We start from the raw sequence: 18,387 nt of genomic DNA on the forward strand, positions 1-18,387 counted from the left end.
CTCGCCGGGCGGCGGGCGCCGTGGTAGTCTCCCCGCTATGGCCCTGGACCTGCCCCTGCACAGCTGGCTTCTCGACTCCGATCCCGCGCTCCGCTGGCAGGTGGAACGTGACATCACCGGCGCCCCGCCGGGTGTTTGGGAAGCCACCCGGGCCCGGATTGCCACCGAAGGTTTCGGCGCGCAGCTCCTGGCCCTGCAGGACCTTGACGGGCAGTGGGCCGGCGGCGCGTACTTTCCGAAAGACTTCGATTTCGAAGGGCCGGAAGCCGCCAACGATGCGGGCCAGCCGTATACCGCCACCACCTGGGCGCTGAACATGCTCCGCGAATGGGGCCTCGACCCTGCCCCGCTTGCCGGGACGGCAGAGCTGCTGGCGGCAAACAGCCGCTGGGAGTATGACGACCTGCCCTACTGGGATGGCGAGGTGGACTGCTGCATCAACGCGTTCACGCTGGCCAACGGTGTGTGGCTGGGTGCCGACGTCGCCGGGATCGCCGAGTGGTTCCGGGAGCATCAACTTGCCGACGACGGCTGGAACTGCGAGTGGGTGGCCGGCTCCACCCGGTCCTCGTTCCACTCCACCCTCAACGTCCTCAAGGGGCTGCTTTACCACCAGGCTGCCACCGGACAGGACGAGCTGCAGACGCTCCGGAGCCGGGGCGAGGAGTATCTCCTGACCCGCAAGCTGCTGTACCGGGAATCGACGGGCGAGGTGGTGGCGCCGTGGGCACCGCGGTTCGTCTATCCGTTCCGCTGGTTCTACAGCGCGCTGAACGCCGCGGACTATTTCCGCGCGGCCGCCCTGCACGACGGCGTTGCGCCGGATTCGCGGCTGGCCGACGCCATAGCGGTCATCAGGTCAGCCCGCCAACCGGACGGCACCTGGCTGCAGGAACGGCGCCACCCGGGCCGGGTCTGGTTCGAAGTGGACGTTGACGCCGGACAGCCGTCCAAATGGCTCACGTTCCACGCCCTGCGGGTGCTGGACTGGTGGGACGCCGCGCACGCCGCAACAAAACACCAGCAGGAGTAGCGCCGGGCGCCGGAAAGGGATGACGACGGCGGGACGCGCCCGCCGCCGTCGGCCGCACTGCGTGATTACACCAGCGCCAGGTTGTCCGCCACTACCGTGCCGCGGTGGATGACCGTCCGGTCCGGCAGCCGGTCCATGACCGCGGCCGTGACGGAATCGCCGGACACCAGGACCAGGTGGGCGGGGTCCCCAACAGCCAGTCCGGGCCGGTCCGCAACCGATCCCAGGCGCGGGGCCTGCGGGTCCAGCACTGCCGCCCCGCCGACGGTGGCCACCGCGACGCAGTGCTCGATCAGCTGGTCCGCCCGGAATTTGGACGTGAAGGCCAGCTGCCAGGTCCGGTCCAGCATGTCCGCGTTGCCGTACGGGGACCAGTAGTCCCGCTGCCCGTCTTGGCCCAGGCCCACCCGGACGCCCGCGGCAACCAGCTGTTGCAGTGGCAGGGGCGCGCCGGCCGGTGCGACGGTGGCCATGGAAACGTCCAGCGCCCCCATCCGGTCCACCAGGTCCTGCAGCTGGCCGGCGGGCAGCTCGGCCAGGCCGTAGCCATGGGAGATGGTGACCAGGCCCTGCATACCCAGCGCCTTGGTGCGTTCCAGGATCAGCTCGGCGCTGAAGAGGCCCAGCTGGCCCGGTTCGTGCAGGTGGATGTCGATGGGAACACCGTATTTTTCGGCCAGGCCGAAGACGATGTCCAGGTGCCGGACCGGGTCCCGGTCCAAAGCGCACGGGTCGATGCCGCCCACCACGTCGGCGCCCAGCTTCAGGGCCTCCTCGAGGACTTCCGGGCTGCCCGCTTCGCGGAGCAACCCGGCCTGCGGAAAGGAGATGATGTCGACGTCGGCACGGTCCCGGTGCTCCTGTTTCGCGGCCAGGACGGCTTCCAGGCGCTCCAGCCCGGCGTCCACATCCACCTGGGCGTAGCTGCGGACCCGGGTGGTGCCGCGCTCAATCATGGCGCCGAGTGTCAGGGTGGCCCGTTCGGCGATGGTGGCTTCGGCGTTGCGCCAGTTCTGCCGGTCGTTGAGCATCATGTTCCACACGCCCGGCGAACCGGTGTGCGGCCGGAACGGCAGGCCCAGCCGGGTGGAGTCCAGGTGGACGTGCACATCCGAGAAGGACGGCAGCAGGATCCGGCCGCGTCCCGCAACCTCGGTGGCGCCGGGCGGGGCCGGGAGCGCTGCACCCATGCCGGCGATAGCGCCGCCGTCGAGCATCACATCCGTTGCTTGGGCGCCCCAGGGCCGGACGTTGCGCAGCACCACGCTCATTTGGTCAGCCCGGTGGCGGAGAAGTCGTACAGGCCGTCGGCCCGCTGGGTCCAGGCCAGCGACTTGTCCACGGCGAAGTTGTTGGCCGGGACGTAGAGCGGGATGAAGTAGGCCTTGTCATTGCTGTAGGTGAGCAGCTCCTTGAAGACGTCCAGCCGGGCCGCGCCGTCCACACCCCGCTGGGTGACCGCGAGCCCCGCCGTTTTGGGATCCTGGGCGTAGTTGTTGTTGCCGGCCTGCTCGTAGAAGTCGGTGAGGGGCAGGTCCCCGTCCAGGGTTGATGGTGCCCAGGTATTCAAGTAGATGCCTTTCAGCTGGCGGTTGCGGACCTTCAAAGTATGGCTGGCCTGGTCGGCGCCCACCAGATTGACGTTGACCCCGGCCGCGCTGAGGTACCCCTGGATGGCCTGCGCTACCTCCCCGCTCAAGGGGATCCGGCCGTCCAGCGCGTACTCGAAATCGATGGACTCGCCGTTGTAGCCGGCCTCGGCCAGCAGTTTTTTAGCCTGGTCCGGGTTGTAGCCGCCGTCGGACAGGCCGTCCGCAAACCCCTCAACACTGGGTGCCAGCATCTGGGTGGCGGGCTCGCCGAGGCCGGACAGGACGGTTTTGACGATCGCCTCCTTGTCGATGGCCAGGCCGATGGCGCGCCGCACCTTCTCCTCCTTCAGGACACCGGCCGTGGAGTTGACGCCCAGGAACACCACGCCGTTGGAGAGCTCCGACTGGACGTTGACGCCGCCGGACCCCTTCACCGACTCTGCCTGCGCCGGGCTGATCTGGGCCACGTCCAGGGACCCGGAGAGCACACCGTTGACCCGGGATTCATCGGAGGCCACCGGCACCAGGCTGATTGCGTCGAGTTTGGCCGGTTCGCCCCAATAGGAGTCGTTCCGCACCAGGTCATACGAGACCCCGCGCTGGATTTTCTCGAACTTGAACGGCCCGGACCCCACGGGTGCTGCCGCAAAAGCGGCAGGCCCCATGGCCGCGTAGGCCTGGTCCGGGACGATGGAGATCAATGAGGTATTGCGCGGGAAGGCGGAGAACGGCGCCTTCATCTCGAACCGGACCTTGGTGTCGTCAACCTTCGCCACGGACTTCAGGGAGCTGAGGTAGCCGAAGTTCTCCGACGTGGGGTCCGCCAGGATGCTGCTGAAGGAAAACACCACGTCATCCGCCGTCAGCGGTTCGCCGTTGGTGAAGGTGACGCCTTCGCGGAGGGTGAAGTCCCAGCTGGTCATGTCCGCGCTGGGCGTCCATTCGGTGGCGAGCTTCGGTTCCAGGGATCCGTCCGCGGTGATCTTGGTGAGCTGGTCAAAGGTGTTGAAGAAAACGGACAGCACCACCAGGCTGCCGGTTTTGACCGGGTCCATGGACGTGGGGTCGGTGGGAAGGGCGGCCACGATCCTGCCGCCGGTCCCGCCGGTTGTGGACGATGACGCGTCGGAGCTGGATTCGAACCCGCCGGCGCAGCTGGACAGTGCCAGCGCGGCGGCGAGGCCCACGGAGAGGACCGGCAGCACGGAGCGGAAGGGGGAGCGGGGTGCGGAAGCAGACATGCGTTCTCCTCGAAGGATGGGTGGCCGCGCACGGCCGGCGGAAAATTGGGAACGGGAACGGTCAGGGATGGACCAGCAGGCACGCCGACTGGTGGGCGGAGACCACCGGGAAATCCACCTGAGTGGGAACCGGCGGCAGGAGGGAAGGCACGACGGCGGCGCAGGACGCTTCTGCCTGCGGACAGCGGGTACGGAAGGCGCAGCCGGAGGGCAGGTTTGCGGCGTCCGGCAGGTCGCCGGTCAGGACGACCCGCTGCCGGCTGGCAGCCTTGTCCGGATCGGCCACCGGGGCCGCGGACATCAAGGCCTTGGTATAGGGGTGCTGCGGGTTGGTGAAAACGTCCGCGGCCGGGCCCGTTTCCACGATCCTGCCCATGTACATCACGGCCACGCGGTGGCTGATCTGCCGGACCACCGAAAGGTCGTGGGCAATAAACAGGTAGGCCAGGCCCAGTTCGGCCTGCAGGTCCTGCAGGAGGTTGATGACCTGGGCCTGCACGGAGACGTCCAGCGCGGAGACGGGTTCGTCCAGGATGAGCAGCTCCGGTTTGAGCGCCAGGGCCCGGGCAATCCCCACCCGCTGCCGCTGCCCGCCGGAGAACTCGCCGGGTTTCCGCTGGCCCATGGCTGCGGTGAGCCCCACCTGTTCCAGCAGGGCGGTCACTGCTGCTGCCGTGTACTGGCCGTTGATCCGGAGCGGTTCCGCAATGATCTCGTGCACCGTCAGGCGCGGATCGAGGGACGAGTACGGGTCCTGGAACACCATCTGTATCCGCGCCCGTTCCTGCCGGCGGCGGCCATTAAGCAGCCCGGCCAGGTTGCGGCCGCCCACGGCCACCGCACCGGAGCTGGGTTTGTTCAGGCCCAGGATGGCACGGACCAGGGTGGACTTGCCGCAGCCCGACTCGCCCACCAGCCCCAGCGTCTCGCCGGGCGCCACGTGCAGGGACACCCCGTTGACGGCTTTGAGGGTGGTGCGGGAAAACAGTGGTCCGCGGACCGGGAATTCAACGGCCAGGTCCTGGACGGTCAGCACGTCCAAAAACGGCGCTGCGGGAGTATCTGTCCTCATGCCTGCTGTCCTTTCAGGAGAAGCTGTCCGGCATTGTCCCCGGCGAAATGGCAGGCCGCCGCGCGGGGCCCGGCGGGATGGCCGGGACCGTGGGCCCCGGCAGGGGGAGTGGGCAGCAGTTCCAGGAGGGGCGCGGTGGTGGTGCAGGTCCCCTGGTCCAGGCTGGCGTGGCAGCGCGGTGCGAAGGCGCAGCCTGCTGGCCTGTCGGCGGCTGCCGGGGGCGAACCCGGAATGGTGAACGCCCGGCCGCCGGCAGTGCCCTCGCCCAGGACACTGGCCAGCAGGCCCACGGTGTAGGGGTGTGCCGGGCGGTGGAAGAGGTCCCGGACGCCGGCCGTTTCCACTACCTTGCCGCTGTACATCACGGCAACCCGGTCGGCTGCCTCTGCCACCAGGCCCAGGTCATGGGTGATGAGGATCATCGCCGAGCCGGCCCGGCTGCGGGCCGCAGCCAGGACGTCCATCACCTGCGCCTGGACGGTGACGTCCAGGGCCGTGGTGGGCTCGTCGGCGATCAGCAGGGCGGGGTCGTGTGCCATGGCCATGGCGATCATGGCCCGCTGGCGCATCCCGCCGGACCACTGGTGCGGGTAGGCGGCCGCACGGCCGGCCGGGTCGGGGACCCCGACGGCGGCGAGCAGGCGGTGGACCTTTTCTGCGGTCTGCTTCCGGTTCAGCCCGGTGGCGTGCAGTTTCACGGCCTCCGCCAGTTGCCGGCCCACACGCTGCAACGGGTTCAGGGCGGACATCGGATCCTGGAAGACCATGGCCAGGTCCTTGCCCCGGATCCGGCGCAGGTCCCGTTCGGGAAGTTTGGTCAGGTCCCGGCCCCGGAACAGGATCCTGCCGGCTGAGACGCGAACGCCCGGCGGCAGGAGGTCCATGATGGCCAGGACGGTCAGGCTCTTGCCGGAACCGGACTCGCCCACCAGGGCGAACACCTCATCCTGGTGTACCTCGAAGGAGACGCCGTCCACCAACCGGACCGGGCCGGCGTCGCCCGTTGCCTCAATGGCGAGGTCCTGCACCTGCAGGAGCGGGATGCGGGATTCTGCTGCGGGGCTCATGCTGTCCGTCCCTTCCGGAGGAGGGCGCCGGTGGTGCCCTCGGCGGTGAAGCGCTGGCTGACAAACTGGGCGCCGGCCACGGTGAGGAACATGGCCAGGCCGGGCAGGATGGCCAACCAGGGGTTGCTGCCCAGGTATTTCTGGCCTTCGAAGATCATGGAGCCCCAGCTGGGGACCGGCGGCTGCACCCCCAGGCCCAGGTATTCCAGTGAGGACTCGATCAGCACAATCGTGGCGATGTCCGTTGCGCCGATGATCAGGGTCTGGGAGAAGACGTTGGGCAGGATGTGCCGGCGGATCACCCAGCCGTGCCCGCCACCCTGCGTCAGCGGCGCCAGGACAAAGTCACGGTGCCGCAGCGACCGGGCCAGGTTCCGGCTCACCCTTGCGTAGCCCACCCAGTAGGTCAGGCCCAGCGTCACGATGGTCACGGTGGCGCTGGGGCCGGTGACGGCGGCCACGGCGATCAGCAGCAGCACCACGGGCATGGCCAGGTTGACGTCCGCCAGAGTGGTCACCGCCGAATCGAGGCGGCCGCCGAAGTAGCCGGCAGCCATGCCCAGCGTGGTGCCGATCACCGCATTGAGGATCACGACGGCGAACGCGATTCCCAGCGTCACCGCACTGGCCAGGGACAGCCGGCTGAGCAGGTCCCGGCCCAGCGAGTCGGTCCCCAGGAGATGATCCGGGTCCGTGAAGGGTGCGCGCATCGCTGCCGAGAGGTCCTGGCCGAAGGGGTCGAAGCCCGGGAGCAGCGGAACCACCGCGGCCAGCAGCAGAACCAGGCCCAGCATGGCGGACCCGATGACGAAGGCCGGGGAGGTGCCGCGGCCCTTGCGCTTGGCGGGCGTGGGGGTTGCGGGAGTTCCCTGGATGTCCGGGTCCGTGGGCGCGGTGGCGGGAACCTGGGTTCCGGCGGGAAGGAGTTGTTGGGTCATGCCAGGCTCACTCTCGGATCGACCTTGGCGGACAGGAGGTCCACGGCCAGGTTCACGGTGACGAAGATCAGGGCCACCACCAGCAGGCCGGCCTGGACAATGGGGAAGTCGCGCTGGCTGACGGCGTCGGTGAGGACCTGGCCCAGGCCGGGCCAGGCGAAGACGGCTTCCACCACCACGGTGCCGCCCAGCAGCGAACCCAGGTTCAGCCCCGCCATGGTGAGGACCGGGAGCAGGGCGTTGGGCAGCATGTGGGACACCAGCACCCGGGCCCGGCTTTGGCCCTTGGCGAAGGCGGTCCGGACGTAGTCCTGGCTGGCCTGGTCGCTGAGCGCGGCGTCCATCAACCGGACATAGAGCACAAACTGGCCGGTGGCGATGGTGAGGACCGGCAGCACCAGGCTGGCCGGGCTCATCCGGCCCAGGGACGGGAGGAGGCCCAGGGCCACGGAAAACACCAGCACTGCCAGCAGCGCGAAAAAGAAATCCGGGACGGACTGGCGGAGCGATCCGCCCCAGATAAACAGCGAGCGCAGCGTCCGGCTGCCGGTGAGCTGGATGGCCAGGGCAGCCGCCAACGCCAGGACCAGACCCAGCAGGAAGGACCAGAAGGCCAGTTCAAAGGTGGCCGGAAGCCGTTCGATGACCAGGTCCAGGGCCGGCTCACGCTGCCGGTAGGACTGGCCGAAGTCGCCGGCCAGGACGTTGGCCAGGAAGGCGCCGAACTGCACGTGCAGGGGTTCGTTGAAGCCGAGGGCCCCGTTGAGCGCGTCCACTTCGGCGGCGGTGGCGTTGTCCGGCAGCAGCAGGCCTGCCGGTTTGCCCGTGGCACGGCCCAGGACAAACGCGAAGGTGAGGACGCAGAAGAGCGTGAATGCCGCCTGGGCTATCCGGTGGAGCAGGTAGCGGGGCATGGTGCCCCCTCTCAAAAGTCGGTGGTGGGAACCCCTGGGGCAGGGACTCCGATCACAGCGTAAGGGCAGTTTTTGGGCATTCCGCCGAGTTGACCGGATCGTCATGGAGGTTAAACATGCCGGAAACTTTTGAATACCAAATAGCGCCATATTCGCTTTATTGGGGATGAAAGTGCACGATTGGCATACCAAACCGGGTTTTGACCCCGGCGTACAGGAGTGCAGACATGGAACAAGCAGAAGCCGCGGACCTCGGTCCGGGCCTGTCGGAGCGGGTGGCTGCCGCGCTCCGGGAGGACATCATCTCGGGCCGGATCCCCGGCGGCAGCAAACTCAACGAACGCGAGCTCTCTGCCCGGCTACAGGTCTCCCGCATCCCCCTGCGTGAGGCGTTGCCCTTGCTGGAAGCGGAGGGGTTCATCCACTCCGAAGCCCGCCGCGGCAGCGTAGTGCACACGTTTACGCTGCGGGACGCTGTGGAGGTGTTTGACCTCCGGCTCCAGCTGGAACCGTTCGCTGCTGCGTCCGCTGCCCGCCGCGTGGCGGCCGGGGCAGACCCGGCCAACCTGCTGGCCGCGCTGGAATATGCCCGCACCGGCGAGTCCGGGCACCAGGCGTCCGGCCGCAACTCGGACCTGCACGAGGAAATTGTCCACCTGGCCAGCCACGACCTGCTCCGCCGGCTCTCCAACCTGCTCAACGGCAGGGTGCGCTGGCTGTTCCGGCTCACCCCGGAACGGGATACACCGGGCATGTGGGAGGAACATGCGGAACTGGTCCACGCCATCGCCGACGGCCAGCCCGCCCTCGCTGAGGCGTTGGCTGGCGCCCACGTGGAACGCGGCCGGCACGCCTCCCTTCCCCACCTGGCCGGGCGCCTGCCCTCCGAGGCCCCGGCCCGCAAAGGCCGCCGGCCCCGCAGCCAGGACTGATTCCACCAGCCCTGTTTTTGCACCCGTCCGCAGGAGTGCCACCCGTTCTGTTCCCGCACCGGCTTCCTTCGTGTCACTTCACCCGTTTGCTTCGCTCCACCCACGTCCAGCTCCGACGCCCAGCGCGCCGCCGAATCCCCTCGAGGTACCCATGACGCTTGTGCTCACCGCTTCCGTTCTCGAAACCCTGGCGCACCTGCCGGCCACCATTGCCGCCGTGGAGCAGGCCTTCGCCGACATCACCACCGGCACGGCCTGCCAGCCCGCCCCCACGTCCATGCAACTGCCCTCTTCGGACGGGCGGTACATCCTGATGTCCGGCCTGGCGGACACCCAGGGCCTGGCAGGGGTGAAGCTGCTCTCCGACCTTCCGGCCAACCGTGACGCGGGGCTGCCCAGCCAGCGCTCCAGTATCCTGCTGGCGGACCAGCAAACCGGTGAGACGCTGGCCCTGCTGGATGGCCGGGTGCCCACCAGGGTGCGGACCGCTGCCGCCAGCGCGGTGGCCAGCAAACACCTGGCCCGGCCCAACAGCTCCACGCTGGGACTTATCGGTGCCGGTGCGCTCGCCGTGGCCCACGTGGAGGCGATGCTCTGTGTCCTGCCCATTGACACCGTGGTGGTGTGGTCCCGGAGCGCCGCCACCGTTGAAGCATTCAAGGCGCGCATCAGTCACCTGCCGGTCAAGGTGGTGGCTGCCGGCACCATCCGCGGCACCGTGGAAGCCGCCGACGTCCTCTGCACCCTGACGCCGTCTGTGGAGCCGTTGGTCCGCGGCGAATGGTTCCTGCCCGGTTTGCACGTCAATGCCGTGGGGGCGCGCCCCCGCCCCACCCACCGGGAAATCGATGCCGCCGGAATCGCCCGGTCGGAGCTCTTTGTGGACAGCATCGCGACGGCCCGGGAAAAGTCCGGCGACCTGCTCATGGCCATCGAGGAAGGCTCGGTGACCCTGATGGACATCCGCGGTGAGCTGGGGCAGGTAGTAGCAGGGCAGGTCCCCGGCCGGACACACGATGCAGCCATCACACTGTTTGATTCGGTGGGGGTAGGAATGCAGGACGTCGCCATCGGGCGCCTGCTCTACGATGCGGCGGTCAGCCAGGGGCTGGGACTGGACGTCAACATGGCCGGCTGAGACTTCCCGGCTGCCGGTGGCTAGGCTGGCAGCCATGGACTACCAGCTCCGACAGGCCACCCCCGACGATGCCGAGGCCGTGGTGCACCTGCACACCCTGGCCCACGAACAGGCCTACGCACATCTGATGTCCGCGGACTTCTTTCGGAGCCGCCGGGCCAGCATCCCCGAGCGGGTGGAGCGGCGGCGGCCCTATCTGGCCGTGGACGAGCCGCGCATTATCGCCCTGGACGCGGACAACAGGCTGGTGGGCCTGGCCGACGCCGGCCCGCCGCGTGACGACGATGGTCCAGAGGACCTGGAGCTGTACTCGATCTACACCCTGGACCACACCCACGGGACAGGGCTTGGTGCGGCCCTGCTGGAAGCGGCGATCGGCGGTTCAGCCGCTTATCTGTGGGTGCTGGCGGAGAACCCGCGGGCGTTCGCCTTTTATGCCAAGCACGGCTTCCGGCCGGACGGGAAGACGGGGCTGCTGCCGCCCGAGTGGGAAAAGGTGCCGGAACTGCGGATGACGCGCCCCGCCGTCGGCCGCTGAACGGCCGCTGAACGGCCGGCCGCAAAACCGGCCGCCGGAACCGTAGCCGGTCAGCGTGTCGCGGGCTCCTTCCGGAGGACCTTGCCCAGCACCAGGACCGTCAGCCAGGTGACCACGGCGCAGGCCACGGTGCCCCAGGCGATGTCCGTCAGCGCCACGAGGGTGGGGAATCCCTGCAGCACGGCCAGCCCGGTCAGCGCCCACGTGGCGTAGGTGAAGAAGCCGAAGAGCGCGGCACCGGTGATGCGCTGGCGCAGCGTGGCCCGCCGGTCGTTGGGCCGGATGCCGTAGTGCACCATGCCGGCCACGTAGATGAGGTAAAAAGCAACGGCAGCTACGTAGTTCGTGTCCGCGGCGATCAGGTCGCCGATTTGGGCCTTGTACTGCGGGTTGGCCACGCCGAGGATCCAGACCACGTCCAGGGCGGCGAAGATCACGGCTGCGACGGCGTAGCTTTGCAGCCATCGTTTGAGGTGCGGTTTCATGCCTGGCTCCTGGGGTCGGTGTAGAGGCCTTCCACGATGTGGCGGGCCCTGTCGGTGAAGGCGCTGCGTTTGAGTTTCATGGTGGGGGTGACGTTGCCGTTGGCCTCGCTGAGGTCGGCCAGGAGCAGCACAAAACGGCGGACCTGCTCCGAGCGGGCAATTTTGGCGTTCGCGGAGCTGACGGCCTGGCCAATAGCGGTGAGGAGCCGGGCGTCCTCGATCTGGATGGCCCCGCCGTCCACCGGGATCTTCAGGGCGGCGAGTTCGGCGAAGCCTTCGCGTTCGGCCCAGGCGGTAACGGACTCTGGGTCCAGCAGCACCAGCCCGCCCAGGTACGGTTTGCCTTCGCCCACCATCACGGCGTGCGCCACCAGCGGATCGCCCTCCACGTAGCCTTCCCAGATGGAGGGCGAGACGGTTTTGCCGCCGGCGGTGACAATGACGTCCTTGAGCCGGCCCTTGATGGTGAGCCTGCCCTGCGCGTCGAGTTCGCCCAGGTCGCCGGTGTGGAAGAAGCCGTCCGTGAAGGCGGCGGCGTTGTCCGCAGCACGCCGGTACCCGGCGAAAACACCCACGCCGCGGGCCAGCACCTCGCCCTCCTCCGTGAGCCGGACGGTGGTTCCCGGCATGGGCACCCCCACGGTCCCGGCCTTGATGGCCCCGGGCAGGTTTCCGGTCAGCGGCGCGGTGGTTTCGGTCAGGCCGTAGCCTTCGATCACGGGAAGGCCCAGGCCGCGGAAAAACAGGGAGAGCTCGGCGTCCAGGGCCGCGGCCCCGGAGAGCAGGTAGTCCAGCCGGCCGCCCACCAACGCGCGGAGGCGGGCGTAGAAAAGCCTGTCGAACACGGCGTGCCGGGCACGCAGGCCCAGCGGGGCACTGACTGTTGGGTCGGCGTCGTGCGCTTCCGCAAAACGGCCCCACTCGACGGCGGTGCGCTGCGCCGCAGCCCAGACCCGTCCCAGCCGCTTTTTCGCCGCAGCCCCGGCCGCCGAGGCCTGGATTTTCTGCAGCACGCGGGGGACCACCACCAGGAACGTGGGCCGCAGGGCACCGAGGGCGGGCACCACCTCGCGGGGATCGGCCAGGTGCGCGATCCGCATGCCGTTGGCCAGGCAGATCAGCTGCAGGCCGCGGGCCAGCACGTGGGCCATGGGCAGGAAGATGATGGTGTTGCCGCCCTCGCGGACCACCGCCGAGTACGCGGCCGCCACGTTCAGGACCTGGCCCACAAAGTTGCCGTGGGTGATCAGGGCGCCCTTCGGGGCAGCGGTGGTGCCGGACGTGTACACGATGGTGGCCACCGAATCGGGGCCGGCCAGCAGCCGGCGTTCCTCCACCTCGGCATCCACGACGCCGGCACCCCGCTCCACGAGGTCCGCCAGGTCCGCGCCCGGGCGGGAGTCCATGGTCCAGATGCCCAGGTGGTCCAGCCCTGCCTCGTCGAAACCGCGGGACAGCAGGTCCGCGTGCGTTTCCGTGCCGGCCACGGCCAGCCGCACCTCGGCGTCAGCCAGGATGGCGATCACCTGGGGGAGCGCGGAGGTTTCGTAGACCGGGACCACCACGGCGCCGGCAAACCAGGCCGCCATGTCCGCCAGGGCCCACTCGTACCGGGTGGGCGACATGATGGCGAGCGAATCGCCGGGCTGCACGCCCGCGGCGATGAAGCCCTTGGCCAGGGCGCGGACCTCGTTGGCAAACTGCTGCGTGGTCACCTGCCGCCAGGGGTCGGTGATGGCGGCGCCGGACGTCCGGACCTCGAAGGCCACGTGGTCAGGGCTGGTGCCGAGCCGTTCCAGCAGGAGATCGGTGGCGTTGCGGTGGCCGGCAGTGTGGACCAGGGGTGGGGAGGTGAACTCTCTCACGGGGTGTCTTTCTCGGAAAGGGTGAGCAGGTGGTGCTGCATCAGCTGCAGGACGGTGTTGAGGAAGGTGCCGATCTCTGCCTGCTGGTCCTGGGGGAGCGAGGCCAGGTGGTCGCTGGTGGCAGTGACCAGCGGGCGCATCAGTGCGCTGATGGCCGCTGCGGCTGCCGGGGTGCAGGTGACGTGGACCTGGCGCCGGTCCTCTGAGCTGCGGAGCCGCTCCACAAAACCGTGCAGCTCCAGCCGGCTGACGATCGCGGTGGTGGTGGCTGCGGTGGCGCCGAGCTGGGCGGCCAATGCGCCCACTGTCATGGGCCCGGCCTGGGACACGGCTCCAAGCGCACGGTAGTCGGTCAGGTTCAGCCCCAGGTGCCGGGCCACCTCGCGCTCCGTCTCATTCGCCATGGTGAGCAGCGCCTGGAGCATAAAGGCCGACGGATGAAGTAGGGGAGTGTCCGGCGGCCCTTCGTGAGATAGCATGTCTCTATAGTAATCAAATTGGTTTGAACATCAAAGACTGTTGATTGTCAGGATGCTTGCCAAGGGGGAACCGCCGTGCTGCAGCGCACGCCGGGCCGTATGAAAGGAACACCCATGACCACCAAGAGCCGAAATGCCCTCATCAGCATCCCCATCGTGGTGGTGGTGGGTGCCCTGATCGCGCTGGCCGGCAGCCAGGGAGGATCCACCATCGGCGGTGTCTCCGTCTTCGCGATCGGGGTGGCTGCCGCGTTTGTGATCCAGTGGCTGGTCTTCATCCCGTCCTTCGCCGCGCAGACGGAAAAGTTCTACGACTTCACCGGCGCCCTGACCTACATCGCCATCACCATCTTCCTGGTGCTGGCCTCACCGGGAGTGGATGCCCGCGGCCTGATCCTCGCTGCCATGGTGGTGTTCTGGGCCATCCGGCTGGGCAGCTTCCTGTTCCTGCGGGTGATGAAGCATGGCAAGGACGACCGGTTTGACGAGATCAAGCCCGACTTCCCCCGCTTCCTGAACACCTGGACGGTGCAGGGCCTCTGGGTAGTGCTCACCGCCGCGCTCGCCTGGGTGGCCATCACCTCGGACAAAAAAGTGGGCCTGGACTGGTTCACTGTGGTGGGCGTCCTTGTGTGGGCCGTGGGCATCGCCATCGAAATCACCGCCGATATCCAGAAATCCGCTTTCAAGGCAGACCCCGCCAACGAAGGCCGGTACATCTCCACCGGTCTCTGGTCCAAGTCCCGCCACCCCAACTACTTCGGCGAAATCACGCTCTGGGTGGGCGTTGCCATCATCACCCTGCCCGTGCTCCAGGGCTGGCAGTGGGCCGCGCTGATCTCCCCGGTGTTTGTGGCCCTGCTGCTCACCAAGGGCAGCGGCGTCCCGCTCCTGGAAGCGAAGGCCGACAAAAAGTGGGGCGGCCAGGCCGACTACGAGGACTACAAGAAAAACACCCCGGTCCTGATCCCCAAACTGAAGTAGGACTTCGGCTCGGAATTGTTCACGGCCGACGGCGGCACCCGGGTGGGTGCCGCCGTCGGCCGTTAAGCGCTGGCCAGGGAAGCGGCCCGTCAGTTACGTTGGACGATTGAAATCTTTTAATGTGGGGGACTTATGCCGGTACGAAACGCCGTTCGGAGGACAGCGGTGGCAGGCCTTGCCGCACTCACGCTGGCTTCCTGCACCGCGGTGCCTCAACAACCTGCGCTGGCGATTCTTGACCGGCCAGCCACGAATGACGATGCCGTCCCGGCGTTCGTCGACCTTTCCGACATGGCTGCTGACAGTGTGCGTCTGGCTGCCGAGGACGGGGGCTTCCGGTTTTACCTTGCCCGCCCAGCCCGGGACGCCGGGTTCTGCCTGATCCAGGTGGCCGACGGGGATGGAGACCGGTGGGGATCGGCCTGCAAATCCGACGGCGGGCCCGTCCTGACGGCGAACCTGCTGGGCTATGGCGGCGACGCTGCTGTGGTGGCCGACGATGCCGACGCCGGGGATCTCGTGGCGCAGGGCTACGAGGCGGTCCAGGACAACATCTTCCTCCGGCGCTGAGCCGACGAACTCGACACGCAAGTTCATTTTCGACCCGCTCATTCCCTGCCGCGACAGGTATATGGGTGGCGCGATGGAAGGTGCGAGTCGGTGCGGAATGTGCGCGTCGAAACCACGGGAATCAGATGGTTGACAGCGCTGTCAGGGGAGCGTTACCGTTGGGAAGCGCCATCACTGACAGCGCTGTCAATCCAAAGGAGCACCATGGAGTCCGTTAGCCGCGCAGTTCGCCCGGCCGCCGTCTCCATGACTGACGTGGCCCGCCATGCAGGGGTGTCACTGAAGACCGTTTCCCGGGTGGTCAACGCGGAGCAGCATGTCAGTGGCGCCGTCCGCGAAACCGTCCAGCGGGCCATCGAAGAGCTGGGTTACCAGCCCAACGGTGCAGCCCGGGCCCTGGCGTCCAAGCGGACCAGGCGCATCGGCATGATTGCCGCCAGCACCTCCTTCTCCGGCCCGTCCGCCATCCTGGACGGCGTCGAAAAGGCCGTCCGCCAGCAGGGCTACTCGCTGGCGCTCGTCCGGACGCAACCGGACGAAGGCTACGAAGTCCAACACGCCATCGCCCAGCTCATCGGCCAGGGCATCGACGGGCTGATCCTTTCCCAACCCGTGGGACCGGATAATCCGGGAATCCAAGGCCCCGCCGGCGTTCCCCTGCTGAGTATCGACTACCCCGACGCGCGGCACAGCGCCGGGGAAATAGTTGTCGGGACCGATGAAGTGGACGGGGCGCGGCAGGCCGTCAACCATCTTTTGTCCCTGGGGCACCGCACGGTGTGGCACCTGGGCGGTGACCCGGCGTGGGCCGCGGCCCGCCAGCGCGCCCGCGGCTGGCGCGAAACGCTGGAAGCGGCCGGCGCCTCCGTCCCCGAACCCGTTTTCGGCGACTGGACGGCGGCCTCGGGGTTTGCGCAGATGCAAAAAATGCTCGACGCCGGCAGCCCCACCGCCGTCTTTGTTGCCAACGACCAGATGGCCATCGGCGCCATCCACGCCCTGGAGCGGTCCGGCCGGAGCGTCCCGGGTGACGTCAGCGTGGTGGGATTCGACGATGCTGACGAATCCGCGTTCCTCCACACACCCCTGACCACCATCAGGGCGGACTTCCAGGACACGGCGCGCCAAGGCGTCTTCCGCCTCATTGAGGCCATTATCGGCCGGGACGAGGCGCCCAGGCAGTTCACGCTCCCGGTCCACCTGGTGATCCGTGAGTCCACCGCTCCGCCACGCAACGGCGGCTAGCCAACTCCGCTCCCTCTGCCATCCCGCGAGCCTGAAAGGCACCACCATGCCCATCCCCACCGACAGCATCCTCTTCGGCGCTGCGTACTATCACGAGTACCAGCCCACCGAGAGGCTCGACGCCGACATGGACCTGATGAAGGAGGCGCACTTCACCGTCATCCGGGTGGGCGAATCCGTCTGGTCCACGTGGGAGCCGGACAACGGGGTGTTTGACCTCGACTGGCTCCAGCCGGTCCTGGATGCGGCGCACGCCCGCGGCATCCGGGTCATCCTTGGCACCCCCACGTACGCGGCGCCGCCGTGGCTGGCGCGGTTGTACCCGGAAATCAACGTGCACCGGTCCACCGGGCAGCCCATGGGCTGGGGAGCCCGGCAGGAAATCGACTACACCCACCCGGCGTTCCTGTTCCACGCGGAGCGGATCATCCGCAAAATCATCGCCCGGTACGTGGACCACCCGGCCGTGATCGGTTTCCAGGTGGACAACGAGCCCGGCAACGAGATCTTCCACAACCCGGGCGTCTTCCAGAAGTTCATCGGGCACCTGCGCAAGCAGTACGGCACGGTGGAGGAGCTCAACCGGGAATGGGGCCTGACGTACTGGTCGCACCGGCTCTCGGACTGGGCCGATCTGTGGACCCCGGATGCCAACGCGCAGCCGCAGTACGCACTCGCGTGGCGTCGGTTCCAGGCTGAGCTGACCACCTCCTACATCCACTGGCAGGCGGAGGTGGTGCGCGAGTACGCCCGGGAGGACCAGTTCGTCACCACCTGCATCTCCTACGAACGGCCAACAGCCCAGGATGATGCCTTGACGTCCCGGCTGGACGTGACCGCCGGGAACCCGTACTACCGGATGCAAGACCATTTGGCGCTGCCGGCCGTTGCGCCGACTCGGCAATCGTGGACCACCGAGGGCACCTGGTCCCTGTATGCGACGGCGGACCGGATGTTCTCCTCCAAGCAGGCGCCGTTCCTGGTCACCGAGACCAATGCGCAGGCGATTGGGCACGCGCACCAGAACGAGCCGGCCTTCGATGGGCAGTGGCGGCAGGCCGCGTGGGCTTTGGTGTCCCGCGGGGCCTCGATGATCGAGTACTGGCACTGGCACACGCTGCATTTCGGGGCCGAAACGTTCTGGGGCGGGGTGCTGCCGCACAGCCTGGAACCGGGCCGGGTGTACCAGCAGATCAAGGAGCTGGGCGCGGACTTCGCAGCGGCGGGAGACCTGGTCACCGGCCTGACTCCAGACGCTGACATTGTCCTGGTGTACTCGAACGACGCCAAGTGGGCGCTCCAGGAGAACCCGCAGCTGCCGCTGCCCGGGCCCGACTGCCAGCCGGACCCGCGTTCCTACGAAGGCATCTTCGATGCGTTCTACCGCGGCGCGTTTGAGGCGGGGCTGCAGTCGCGGCTCCTGCACGCGAGCCAGATGACGGATTTGGATCCGGCGGAGTACGCGGCGGCCCAGCCGGTGCTGGTCGCTGCCGGGCTGGCCATCGCTTCCGATGCAGAACTTTTGTGGCTGCGTTCCTACGCTGCCGCCGGAGGCCACCTGATCCTGGGGATCCGGACCGGGTACCAGGACCAGGAGGCCCGGGCGCGGCTGGAGCGCAAGCCCGCGCACCTTGCTGAAGCCGCAGGACTCTTCTACGACGAGTTCAGCACGCTGGCCGGGCCGGTGGATGTGGTTGCCCCTTCCTCATCCGAGCCAGGCTTTACGCTCAGCCCGGGGGCCGCCGGCGCACGGTGGATCGATGGGGTGCAGGTCCAGGGCGCCGAGGTGCTGGCGTCCTACGACCACGTCCACTTCGGCCGGTGGCCGGCCGTGACCACTTCCGAGCATGGTTCAGGGCGGATCACCTATGTGGGGACCGTCCCCAACGAGGCGCTTGCCCGCGACATTGCGGCCTGGGCTGCCCGGCAGGGGAGTGACTGGCGTCCGAACGCCGACTCGCAGACCGTAACGGGTGCAACCTCCCGTTCCGGCGAGCAGCTGCGGTTCGTCCACAACTGGTCCTGGACGCCGAGCAGCTTCAAGTTGCCTGGCGCAGTCCGGGATGTGGTCTCGGGGGAGTCGTTCGGATACGGCGACGAGCTTGAACTGGGCGCGTGGGACGTGCGGGTTCTGGTGGAGACAAAATAGGGCATTCAACGCCCGACGGCGGCCCAGCTGCGCCGCCGTCTCCGACCGCTTTTGGTGTGTGACTCACTGCATAGTGGCTGGTTTTGGTCTCGTGTGGGTGTTGGGTGGGGTGGTGGTCCTTGTTTTCCTTGTGTTTGCGGGGTTT

The 18,387-nt window shown here is 68.1% G+C and carries 17 protein-coding genes; 8 read left to right on the forward strand and 9 right to left on the reverse strand.

Going from position 1 to position 18,387, the window contains the following annotated elements:
• Positions 1 to 37: 37 nt before the first annotated feature.
• On the forward strand, positions 38 to 1,033 hold the full coding sequence (locus ASF72_RS02495) for a hypothetical protein (protein WP_056596279.1): 996 nt from the start codon (positions 38 to 40) through the stop codon (positions 1,031 to 1,033).
• 65 nt (positions 1,034 to 1,098) lie between these two features.
• Here ASF72_RS02495 and ASF72_RS02500 read toward each other — a convergent pair whose 3' ends face one another.
• From ASF72_RS02500 to ASF72_RS02525, 6 genes are all read right to left on the reverse strand, one after another.
• A complete protein-coding gene (locus ASF72_RS02500; RefSeq protein WP_056596283.1) occupies positions 1,099 to 2,304 on the reverse strand; it encodes an amidohydrolase family protein in 1,206 nt (401 codons plus the stop codon).
• The gene (locus tag ASF72_RS02505) at positions 2,301 to 3,866 is read right to left on the reverse strand and encodes an ABC transporter substrate-binding protein (protein ID WP_056596286.1); all 1,566 of its coding nucleotides are present in this window, start codon (positions 3,864 to 3,866) and stop codon (positions 2,301 to 2,303) included. Before ASF72_RS02505 ends, ASF72_RS02500 begins: the two co-directional genes overlap by 4 nt.
• A 61-nt stretch (positions 3,867 to 3,927) precedes the next feature.
• Positions 3,928 to 4,938 carry an ABC transporter ATP-binding protein gene (locus tag ASF72_RS02510; RefSeq protein WP_082483967.1) on the reverse strand — a complete coding sequence of 337 codons (1,011 nt, stop codon included), beginning with the start codon at positions 4,936 to 4,938 and terminating at the stop codon, positions 3,928 to 3,930.
• Positions 4,935 to 6,005: an ABC transporter ATP-binding protein gene (locus ASF72_RS02515; protein ID WP_082483971.1), complete on the reverse strand. Its 1,071-nt coding sequence runs from the start codon at positions 6,003 to 6,005 to the stop codon at positions 4,935 to 4,937. The genes ASF72_RS02510 and ASF72_RS02515 overlap by 4 nt, the downstream gene beginning before the upstream one ends.
• On the reverse strand, positions 6,002 to 6,943 hold the full coding sequence (locus ASF72_RS02520) for an ABC transporter permease (RefSeq protein ID WP_056596288.1): 942 nt from the start codon (positions 6,941 to 6,943) through the stop codon (positions 6,002 to 6,004). The genes ASF72_RS02515 and ASF72_RS02520 overlap by 4 nt, the downstream gene beginning before the upstream one ends.
• On the reverse strand, positions 6,940 to 7,857 hold the full coding sequence (locus ASF72_RS02525; RefSeq protein WP_056596292.1) for an ABC transporter permease: 918 nt from the start codon (positions 7,855 to 7,857) through the stop codon (positions 6,940 to 6,942). The genes ASF72_RS02520 and ASF72_RS02525 overlap by 4 nt, the downstream gene beginning before the upstream one ends.
• Positions 7,858 to 8,084: 227 nt before the next feature.
• Here ASF72_RS02525 and ASF72_RS02530 point away from each other — a divergent pair, with 227 nt between their 5' ends.
• The 3 genes from ASF72_RS02530 (at position 8,085) to ASF72_RS02540 (ending at position 10,465) form a co-directional block, all read left to right on the forward strand.
• Positions 8,085 to 8,789, forward strand: a complete 705-nt coding sequence (locus ASF72_RS02530; RefSeq protein WP_056596295.1) for a GntR family transcriptional regulator — start codon at positions 8,085 to 8,087, stop codon at positions 8,787 to 8,789.
• A gap of 151 nt (positions 8,790 to 8,940) precedes the next feature.
• The gene (locus ASF72_RS02535; RefSeq protein ID WP_056596298.1) at positions 8,941 to 9,927 is read left to right on the forward strand and encodes an ornithine cyclodeaminase family protein; all 987 of its coding nucleotides are present in this window, start codon (positions 8,941 to 8,943) and stop codon (positions 9,925 to 9,927) included.
• Between the two features lie 34 nt (positions 9,928 to 9,961).
• Positions 9,962 to 10,465, forward strand: coding sequence for a GNAT family N-acetyltransferase (locus ASF72_RS02540; protein ID WP_050687723.1), 504 nt, complete (start codon positions 9,962 to 9,964; stop codon positions 10,463 to 10,465).
• 50 nt (positions 10,466 to 10,515) lie between these two features.
• On the opposite strand, the gene ASF72_RS02545 is transcribed toward ASF72_RS02540, so the two are convergent.
• The 3 genes from ASF72_RS02545 to ASF72_RS02555 are packed head-to-tail and all read right to left on the reverse strand — an operon-like array spanning position 10,516 to position 13,294.
• Complete coding sequence (locus ASF72_RS02545; RefSeq protein ID WP_050687721.1) at positions 10,516 to 10,950, reverse strand: DUF2177 family protein; 435 nt, start codon at positions 10,948 to 10,950, stop codon at positions 10,516 to 10,518.
• Positions 10,947 to 12,815 carry an AMP-dependent synthetase/ligase gene (locus ASF72_RS02550; protein ID WP_056596301.1) on the reverse strand — a complete coding sequence of 623 codons (1,869 nt, stop codon included), beginning with the start codon at positions 12,813 to 12,815 and terminating at the stop codon, positions 10,947 to 10,949. Before ASF72_RS02550 ends, ASF72_RS02545 begins: the two co-directional genes overlap by 4 nt.
• Positions 12,812 to 13,294 carry a MarR family winged helix-turn-helix transcriptional regulator gene (locus ASF72_RS02555; protein ID WP_056596304.1) on the reverse strand — a complete coding sequence of 161 codons (483 nt, stop codon included), beginning with the start codon at positions 13,292 to 13,294 and terminating at the stop codon, positions 12,812 to 12,814. Before ASF72_RS02555 ends, ASF72_RS02550 begins: the two co-directional genes overlap by 4 nt.
• 114 nt (positions 13,295 to 13,408) lie before the next feature.
• Between ASF72_RS02555 and ASF72_RS02560 the strand changes: the two genes are divergently transcribed.
• The 4 genes from ASF72_RS02560 (at position 13,409) to ASF72_RS02575 (ending at position 18,242) form a co-directional block, all read left to right on the forward strand.
• A complete protein-coding gene (locus ASF72_RS02560) occupies positions 13,409 to 14,278 on the forward strand; it encodes a DUF1295 domain-containing protein (RefSeq protein WP_056596307.1) in 870 nt (289 codons plus the stop codon).
• Positions 14,279 to 14,443: 165 nt separating this feature from the next.
• Positions 14,444 to 14,848, forward strand: a complete 405-nt coding sequence (locus ASF72_RS02565; RefSeq protein WP_056596310.1) for a hypothetical protein — start codon at positions 14,444 to 14,446, stop codon at positions 14,846 to 14,848.
• Between the two features lie 204 nt (positions 14,849 to 15,052).
• A complete protein-coding gene (locus ASF72_RS02570; protein WP_200933607.1) occupies positions 15,053 to 16,093 on the forward strand; it encodes a LacI family DNA-binding transcriptional regulator in 1,041 nt (346 codons plus the stop codon).
• A gap of 46 nt (positions 16,094 to 16,139) precedes the next feature.
• A complete protein-coding gene (locus ASF72_RS02575; RefSeq protein ID WP_056596313.1) occupies positions 16,140 to 18,242 on the forward strand; it encodes a beta-galactosidase in 2,103 nt (700 codons plus the stop codon).
• The last annotated feature ends 145 nt before the right edge of the window (positions 18,243 to 18,387 follow it).

It is taken from the genome of Arthrobacter sp. Leaf141 (assembly GCF_001424565.1).
GTDB lineage: Bacteria > Actinomycetota > Actinomycetes > Actinomycetales > Micrococcaceae > Arthrobacter.

Coding starts and splice junctions, on each gene's coding strand:
- ASF72_RS02495 (WP_056596279.1), top strand. CDS start 38: ATGGCCCTGGACCTGCCCCTGCACAGCTGGCTTCTCGACTCCGATCCC.
- ASF72_RS02500 (WP_056596283.1), bottom strand. CDS start 2,304: ATGAGCGTGGTGCTGCGCAACGTCCGGCCCTGGGGCGCCCAAGCAACG.
- ASF72_RS02505 (WP_056596286.1), bottom strand. CDS start 3,866: ATGTCTGCTTCCGCACCCCGCTCCCCCTTCCGCTCCGTGCTGCCGGTC.
- ASF72_RS02510 (WP_082483967.1), bottom strand. CDS start 4,938: ATGAGGACAGATACTCCCGCAGCGCCGTTTTTGGACGTGCTGACCGTC.
- ASF72_RS02515 (WP_082483971.1), bottom strand. CDS start 6,005: ATGAGCCCCGCAGCAGAATCCCGCATCCCGCTCCTGCAGGTGCAGGAC.
- ASF72_RS02520 (WP_056596288.1), bottom strand. CDS start 6,943: ATGACCCAACAACTCCTTCCCGCCGGAACCCAGGTTCCCGCCACCGCG.
- ASF72_RS02525 (WP_056596292.1), bottom strand. CDS start 7,857: ATGCCCCGCTACCTGCTCCACCGGATAGCCCAGGCGGCATTCACGCTC.
- ASF72_RS02530 (WP_056596295.1), top strand. CDS start 8,085: ATGGAACAAGCAGAAGCCGCGGACCTCGGTCCGGGCCTGTCGGAGCGG.
- ASF72_RS02535 (WP_056596298.1), top strand. CDS start 8,941: ATGACGCTTGTGCTCACCGCTTCCGTTCTCGAAACCCTGGCGCACCTG.
- ASF72_RS02540 (WP_050687723.1), top strand. CDS start 9,962: ATGGACTACCAGCTCCGACAGGCCACCCCCGACGATGCCGAGGCCGTG.
- ASF72_RS02545 (WP_050687721.1), bottom strand. CDS start 10,950: ATGAAACCGCACCTCAAACGATGGCTGCAAAGCTACGCCGTCGCAGCC.
- ASF72_RS02555 (WP_056596304.1), bottom strand. CDS start 13,294: ATGCTATCTCACGAAGGGCCGCCGGACACTCCCCTACTTCATCCGTCG.
- ASF72_RS02560 (WP_056596307.1), top strand. CDS start 13,409: ATGACCACCAAGAGCCGAAATGCCCTCATCAGCATCCCCATCGTGGTG.
- ASF72_RS02570 (WP_200933607.1), top strand. CDS start 15,053: ATGGAGTCCGTTAGCCGCGCAGTTCGCCCGGCCGCCGTCTCCATGACT.
- ASF72_RS02575 (WP_056596313.1), top strand. CDS start 16,140: ATGCCCATCCCCACCGACAGCATCCTCTTCGGCGCTGCGTACTATCAC.